The sequence below is a fragment of the Bacillota bacterium genome, assembly GCA_023511835.1.
Classification (GTDB): Bacteria; Bacillota; Sulfobacillia; order JAIMAT01; family JAIMAT01; genus JAIMAT01.
In genome coordinates this window covers 1-6,831 of record JAIMAT010000096.1, presented here as the reverse complement: position 1 = coordinate 6,831, position 6,831 = coordinate 1, and the positions used below count along the sequence as shown (strand labels likewise).

Genomic DNA, 6,831 nt, shown 5'->3' with positions numbered 1-6,831 from the left:
CCTCCAGCCCGGCCACGTCGGCCAGGAGGCGCCGGATCCGGCGCTGGACGGGGTGGTCGGGCGCCGCGTAGCCCTCCACCGGCGCGCCCAGCGCCAGCGCCGCGGCCAGCATGCCGGTGTGCTTGCCGGAGCAGGTGTGGTGGAGCTCGCTGGGCGACTCGCCGGCCATGGCCAGCTCGCGCCGCGCCGCCGCGTCCAGCGGCGGCCGCGGCCCGCAGACCAGCGCGCGCCGGTCGAGGTGGAGGCGTCCCAAGAGCCCCTCCACCAGCGCCACCTGGGCGCGCAGGCCGCCGTGCGAGCCGGCGACGACGGCCACTTCCAGGTCGCTGAGGGCGAACTCCTCGCCCGCGCCGCTCTCCAGCACCGCCATGGCCTGGAAGGGCTTGGCCGCGGAGCGGAGCGCGCTGGGGAAGGCCGGCTCGCCCAGCTCGTAGAGGAGCTCGCCGGCGGCCGAGACGACGGCGCCGTGGCCGCGGTGGAGCGACTCCACGCCCCCGCCCCGCCAGACCTCCGCCAGCACCGCCGCCTCGCCGTGGCGGGCGCGCGCCGCCGCCGCCTCCACCAGCCCCCGGAAGATCCCCAGGAAGCGCCGGTCCCGGGCGAAGAGGTTCTCGGCGTGGAACTGGATCCCCAGCGCGAAGGGCAGGTCGCGCCGCTCCATGGCCTCGACGACGCCGTCCGGCGCCAGCGCCGAGACCCGCCAGCCGGGCGCCACCTCGCGCACCGCCTGGTGGTGGAAGCTGTTGACGGCCAGCTCGCCCGCCCCCACCAGCCGCGCCAGCAGGCTCTCCGCCTCGACGCGGACGGTGTGGCTCTGGTGCCAGCGCGGCGCCTGCTGGCGGTGCTGCAGAGCCTCCGGCAGCTGGCTGGGCAGGTCCTGGTAGAGCGTCCCGCCGTCGGCCACGTTCAGCACCTGGATGCCGCGGCAGATGCCCAGCACGGGCAGGCCGGAGGCCAGGGCGCGGCGCGCCAGCGCCAGCTCCCAGCGGTCGCGGTCGGGGTCCACCCAGCCCAGCTGCGGGTGCGGCGTCTCGCCGTAGAGGGCGGGGGCCAGGTCTCCCCCGCCCGCCAGGAGGAGGCCGTCCAGGCCGCGCAGCGCTTCCTCGGGGCGGGCGCCCCCCTCGCCGGCGGGGAGGATGACCGGCAGGCCGCCGGCCGCCTCCACGGCGCGCACGTAGTCCGCTCCCAAATGAAAGGCGGCGTCGGCCGACCCGTCGGCCCGACCCGCCGGAATGCCGATCCGCGGTCGCATGACCCTGCCTCCGGCCCCCTCTGCCCTTCCCGCCGGGCTCGCTTCGGACTCGCTTCGCCCGCCGCCAGTATATTCCCGCCACCCGGGGCGGGCGGAGCCGCCCCCGGCGCCGGCCAGGCCCAGGCGGCGGCCAGCGGCCCCGTCGGCCGCACCCCGCCCGGGCCTCCCCCCGGCCCGCGCCCCCGCCTAGCGCTCCTCGCCGATCCAGCGGCGCGGCACCCGCGCCGAGATGGAGGTGAGCACCTCGTAGCTGATGGTCCCCGCCGCCTCCGCCATGTCGTCGGCGGTCAGCCGCTCCCGCCCGTCCTCGCCGATCAGCGTCACCACGTCGCCGGGCTCCACGCGCGGCACGTCGGTCACGTCCACCACCACCTGGTCCATGCAGACGCGGCCGGCCAGCGGCGCCCGCCGCCCGTGGACCAGCACCTGGCCGCGCCCCGAGAGCGCCCGGTGGAGCCCGTCGGCGTAGCCGACGGGGAGCGTCGCCAGGCGGCTCGGCCGCGCGGTGACGAAGGTGCCTCCGTAGCTGACGCGCCGCCCCGCCGGCACCTCGCGCACCTGGGCCACCTTCGCCCGCCAGCGGAGCGCGGGCCGGAGCCCGGCCGCCAGGCCCCGGTTGCCCCCGGCCGGGTCGTAGCCGTAGAGGCCGATCCCCACGCGGTAGTCGAAGTCCGCCGCCTCCGGCACGTGGAGGAGCCCGCCCGTGTTCCCCACGTGGAGCCGCGGCGGGCGCACGCCCCGCTCCGCCAGCGCCAGGAGGAAGCTCCGGAAGAGCCCCACCTGCCAGCGGCTGTACTCCGGATCCGACTCCGCGGAGGCGAGGTGGGTGTAGGCGCCCTCCACCTCCACCCCCTCCAGGGAGGCGGTCCGGGCCGCTTCCTCGGCGCTGGCCGCCAGCCGCTCCGGGCCGCTGGCGGCGTCGAAGCCCAGGCGCGTCATGCCGGTGTCCACCTTCAGGTGGAGGCGGGCACTCCGGCCCAGGCGGCGCGCCGCCCGCGCGGCCAGCTCCGCCCCGTGCCGGTCGAAGACGGTCAGGCGGACGTCCGCCTCCACCAGCGCCTCCACCGCCTCCGGCGGCGCCCAGCCCAGGAGGAGGACCGGCAGCTCCAACCCCGCCTGGCGCAGCTCCAGCGCCTCGCCCGGGGTGGCGACACAGAGGCCCAGGGCGCCCTCCTCGGCGGCCACCCGCGCCACCTCGCGCGCCCCGTGGCCGTACCCGTTGGCCTTGACCACCGCCCACCAGCGCCGCGGCGCCGCCCGCCGCGCCAGCAGGCGCGCGTTGTGGCGCAGGGTGGCCCGCTCCACCTCCACCCACGTGGGGCGCATCAACGACTCGTCCCCCCCTGTTCGGCCAGCCAGCGGTAGGCCTCGCCCAGCCAGGCCGCCAGGTCGCCCGCCGCCAGGGCGCGGCCGTCCGATGCCCGCGCCGCCAGGTCGCCGGCCAGGCCGTGCAGGTAGACGCCCAGGCGCGCCGCGGCGCCCGCCTCCAGTCCCTGCGCCAGGAGCGCCGCCACCAGGCCGGCCAGCACGTCGCCGCTGCCGCCGGTGGCCATGCCCGGGTTGCCGGTGGGATTGACCCAGAGGCGGCCGTCGGGTGTCGCCACCAGCGTGTGCGCCCCCTTGAGGACGGCGGCAGCGTGCGCCCGCTGGGCCAGCTGGCGGGCGGCCGCCGGCGGGTCCATCAGCACCTCGCCCGTCGACCGCCCCAGGAAGCGCGCCGCCTCCCCCGGGTGCGGCGTCACCACCGTCCGCGCCGCCGCTCCCGGCAGCCGCCCGCGCAGCGCCGCCACCTCCTCCGCCCCGACCACGACCAGGGCGTCGGCGTCCAGCACCAGCGCGCCCTCCCAGCGCGACAGGAGCGCCCGCAAGAGCTCGCGCGTCGCCTCCGAGCGGCCCAGCCCCGGCCCGACCAGGAGGACGTCCGCCCGCCCGGCCAGCTCCAGCACGCCGGCCGCCACCTCGGGGCCGAGGCGCCCGTCGGCGTCGGCCCGGAAGCCGCTGACCATGGCCTCGGGCAGCGAGGCCGCCACGGCCACCGCCACCTCCTCCACCGTGGCCACGCTGACCAGGCCCGCGCCGCCGCGCAGCGCGCCCCGGGCCGCCAGCCCCGGCGCGCCGCCCAGGCCGCGCGAGCCGCCCACCACCAGCACATGGCCGAAAAGCCCCTTGTGCGCCGCCGCCGGCCGCGCCGGCAGGAGCGTCGCCGCCCCCGCCGGCTCCAGCAGCCGGGCGCGCGGCGCCACCGCCTCCCAGACCGCGGGCGGTACGGGGATCTCCCCCAGGAGGAGGAGGCCGGCCGCCTCCGCCGCCGGGTAGAGGAGCGTGCCCAGCTTGGGCCGGCCGACGGTGACGGTGACGTCGGCGCGCACGTGCGGGTCGGGGCAAGCGCCGCGGTCGGCGTCGCTGCCGCTGGGCAGGTCCAGCGCCAGCACGCGCGCGCCCCGGGCGCGGGCGGCCGCCATGGCCTCGGCGGCGCGCGCCGCGCCGCCCCGCAGGCCGCCCTGGACGCCGCTGCCCGTGACGGCGTCGACGATCCAGGCGGCGCCCTGAAGCGCCTCCTCCAGGCCGGCGCCCGACCGCCCCAGCGCGCGACGCTCCAGCGGCCAGCCGGCCAGGCGGCGCCACTGGAGCGCGGGCAGGCCCTCCGCCTCGCCCTCGTCGGCCAGCAGGAACGCGCTCACCCGCATCCCCATGGCCGCCAGGTGGCGGGCGGCCACCAGCCCGTCGCCGCCGTTGTGGCCGCGCCCCACCACCACCGCCACACGCGGCTCCGGTCCGGGAGGGAGGTGCGGGCGTCGCCGCCCGGGGCGGCCGGAGGCGCCGGGCGCCGAGGGCGGCGGCAGCTCCTCCACGCGCAGGAGGCCCCGGCCGAGCGGCGGCTCCGGCAGCCCCCGCGCCGCCAGCGAGGCCAGGGCGCGCGCCACCTGGAGCCCGGCCACCTCCATCAGCGGCTCGGCGCCCACCTCCCAGCGCTGGGCGGCCAGGCGGTCGGCCTCGCGCATCTCCTCCGCGGTGAGCAGCTCGATCTCCCCGGCGCCTCCCGCTCCGCTCACACGGCTCCCCCCGTCTCCGGCCGCGGCTCCGCCTCCGGCTCCGGCCCGGCCGCCTCGGCGATGGCCACCGCCACGGCGTAGCCGCGGCTGTGGCTGATGCTCAGGTGCCAGCGGGCCACCCCCAGCCGCTCCGCCCGCGCCGCCGCGCGCCCCGAGAGGCGGACGCGGGGCGCCGACCAGGGCTCGCGCACCACCTCCACCTCGCGCCAGGAGGCCTCGCGCAGGCCGGAGCCCAGCGCCTTGAGGACCGCTTCCTTGGCGGCGAAGCGGCCGGCCAGGCTCTCCAGCCAGCCGGGCGTGCCGCGCCCGAACGCCTGCTCGGAGGCGGTCCAGACCCGCTGGAGCAGCCGTTCGCCGCGCCGCTCCAACGCCCTTCGCACCCGCTCGATCTCCACGATGTCGACGCCGGTCCCCAGGATCATGGCCCTATGCTAGCGCCCCGGCCGGCCTCAGAGGATGTGGACGGGGACGACCCAATCGACGAGGATGGCGGCGAGCGCCGACCAGCCGGCGACGGCGGCGCCGGCCACGGTCGAGAAGCGGTCGCCCGCCTCGCGCGCCTCGCGCCGGATGAGCAGCGGGACCGAGGCCAGGGCGGCCACGCTGAGCAGGGTGACCGCGCCGCCCCAGAGGGGGCCGGGCGCCGGCAGGAGCATCATGGCCAGGGAGGCGAGCGCGATGGCCAGGAAGGGAGCCATCACCGCCCAGAGCAGCAGCCCCAGCATGCGCGTCCACACCGGCCTCGCCTCCCCCGCGGGAGGCAGTTCGTCCGAGCCGCTCCCGCTCCTGCCCGCCCCGCTCGTCCCGGTACGCCTCGGCGGGCGGCGGAACCGCTTCGCCGTGGAGGCGGAGTACCGCGGGGAGCCGCTCCTCCTCCACCTGCCCAACTCCGGGCGCATGAGCGAGCTGCTCCGGCCGGGCGCCGAGGCGCTGGCCTGGCTCCGACCGGCCGGGGCGGCCGGCGGCCGGACGGCGGGCCGCCTGGTGCTGGTCCGCCACGGAGAGCGCTGGGTGGGCGTCGACGCCGGCCTGCCCAACCGCCTCTTCGCCGCCGCCCTGGCGGGGGGGCGGCTCGAGCCCTTCGCCGGCTGGCGCGTGGTGCGCGCCGAGCCGCCGCTGGGCGCCGGGCGGGCGGACTTCCTCGTGGAGGGGCCGGGGGGCGCCCGGGGAGTGGTGGAGACCAAGTCCTGCAACCGCGTGGACGAGGGGGTGGCCCTCTTCCCCGACGCGCCCACGGCCCGCGGCCGGCGGCACCTGGAGGAGCTGGCCGAGGCGGTCCGCGGCGGCAGCCGCGCGGCGCTGGTCTGGTTCATCCAGCGCGACGACGCCCGCCTCCTGCGGCCCTTCGCCGGCCTGGACCCCGCCTTCGCCGAGGCGGCGCGGCGGGCGGCGGCGGCCGGCGTCGAGCTCTACGCCTGGCGCTGCCGCCTGGAGCCGGAGGGGGTGACGCTGCTCGGGCCCGTGCCGGTGGAGCTGCCGCCGGCGGCCGGGTAGCCCCTTCCCGCCGCCCCGCCCGTCCCCCTCGGCACCGCCGCCCGCCCCTCTCAGCACCGCCGCCCGCCGCCGGCCAGGAGGGCGGCCAGGAGCGCCAGCGCCAGCAGCCCCATCAGCGGGTAGGCGACGCGGACCAGCGCCACGAAGCCCACCTGGGCCACCAGCCAGGCCGCCGCCACCACGGCCGCCGTCCCCGCCGCGGCACCGGCCCGGCCGCCCGCGAGGCCGGCCGCCCGGCCGGCCAGCGGCAGCGCCACGGCCACGGCCGTGGTGTAGATGGCGGCCAGGAGGACCAGCGAGTAGAGCGCCGAGGCCCAGGCGCCGTGCAGCGCCGCCAGCCGTTCCATGGGCACGTCGTAGGCCAGCGTCGCCGCCCCCGTGCGGCGCAGGGCGGCGTCCACCAGCGCCGCCATGGCGGCCGCCAGGAGGCCGCCGGCGGCCGCCGCCCAGGTCTCTCCGGCGCCGCGCGGGCGCCGGCCGGGAAGGAGGAGGCCGGCGGAGAGGAGGAGGTTGTAGCCGCCGAAGGCGGCGCCCAGGAGCGTCGAGCCGGCCGCCTGGAGGGGCGGGGCGGGGGGCGGCGGGGAGAGCGCCTCCGTGGGCGGCGTGCCCAGCCAGGCCAGGAGCGCCAGGAGCGCCAGCGCCCCCACCTTGGCCGGGACCAGCCAGCGGTAGAGGCGGTCGACCCACTCCACGCCCCGCACCACCGTCAGCGCCACCAGCAGGGCGAAGAGCGCCGACCCGCCGCGGCCGGGCAGGCCGCGCTGGACCAGGAGGGCGGCGCTGCCGGCCAGCATCGCCGCCAGCACCAGCCCCAGGAAGCCCAGCCAGAGCGGCCCCACCCCGCGCGCCAGGCGGCGCGAGCGCCAGGCCAGGAGCTCCTCCAGCGTGCCCGCGCCGGCCCGCGCCGCCTGGCGGACAAGCAGGCCGCCGCCCAGCGCCAGGGTGAGGGCGGCGGCCGCCAGCGCCGCCCCCGGGGCGGGGCGGAGGGTGAAGAAGGTGGCCACTTCCTGGCCGGAGGCGAAGCCGGCGCCC

Annotated in this window: 7 protein-coding genes; 1 reads left to right on the top strand and 6 read right to left on the bottom strand. The window is 79.7% G+C overall.

Translation table 11 applies throughout. From position 1 onward, the window contains the following. The 5 genes from K6U79_10395 to K6U79_10375 all read right to left on the bottom strand — a co-directional run. The coding region (locus K6U79_10395; GenBank protein MCL6522761.1) for a gamma-glutamyl-gamma-aminobutyrate hydrolase family protein at positions 1-1,252 on the bottom strand (1,252 nt) is incomplete at its 3' end. Between the two features lie 186 nt (positions 1,253-1,438). After that, the gene (gene alr, locus K6U79_10390; protein MCL6522760.1) at positions 1,439-2,578 is read right to left on the bottom strand and encodes an alanine racemase; all 1,140 of its coding nucleotides are present in this window, start codon (positions 2,576-2,578) and stop codon (positions 1,439-1,441) included. Then, positions 2,578-4,305, bottom strand: a complete 1,728-nt coding sequence (locus K6U79_10385) for an NAD(P)H-hydrate dehydratase (protein MCL6522759.1) — start codon at positions 4,303-4,305, stop codon at positions 2,578-2,580. Before K6U79_10385 ends, alr begins: the two co-directional genes overlap by 1 nt. Then, positions 4,302-4,727, bottom strand: coding sequence for a holo-ACP synthase (locus K6U79_10380; protein ID MCL6522758.1), 426 nt, complete (start codon positions 4,725-4,727; stop codon positions 4,302-4,304). Before K6U79_10380 ends, K6U79_10385 begins: the two co-directional genes overlap by 4 nt. A 27-nt stretch (positions 4,728-4,754) precedes the next feature. After that, positions 4,755-5,042: a hypothetical protein gene (locus K6U79_10375; protein MCL6522757.1), complete on the bottom strand. Its 288-nt coding sequence runs from the start codon at positions 5,040-5,042 to the stop codon at positions 4,755-4,757. Between K6U79_10375 and sfsA the strand changes: the two genes are divergently transcribed. After that, positions 5,029-5,799: a DNA/RNA nuclease SfsA gene (gene sfsA / locus K6U79_10370; protein MCL6522756.1), complete on the top strand. Its 771-nt coding sequence runs from the start codon at positions 5,029-5,031 to the stop codon at positions 5,797-5,799. The genes K6U79_10375 and sfsA overlap by 14 nt on opposite strands. 50 nt (positions 5,800-5,849) lie before the next feature. On the opposite strand, the gene K6U79_10365 is transcribed toward sfsA, so the two are convergent. After that, positions 5,850-6,831: hypothetical protein (locus K6U79_10365; GenBank protein ID MCL6522755.1), on the bottom strand; the 982-nt coding region annotated here is incomplete at its 5' end.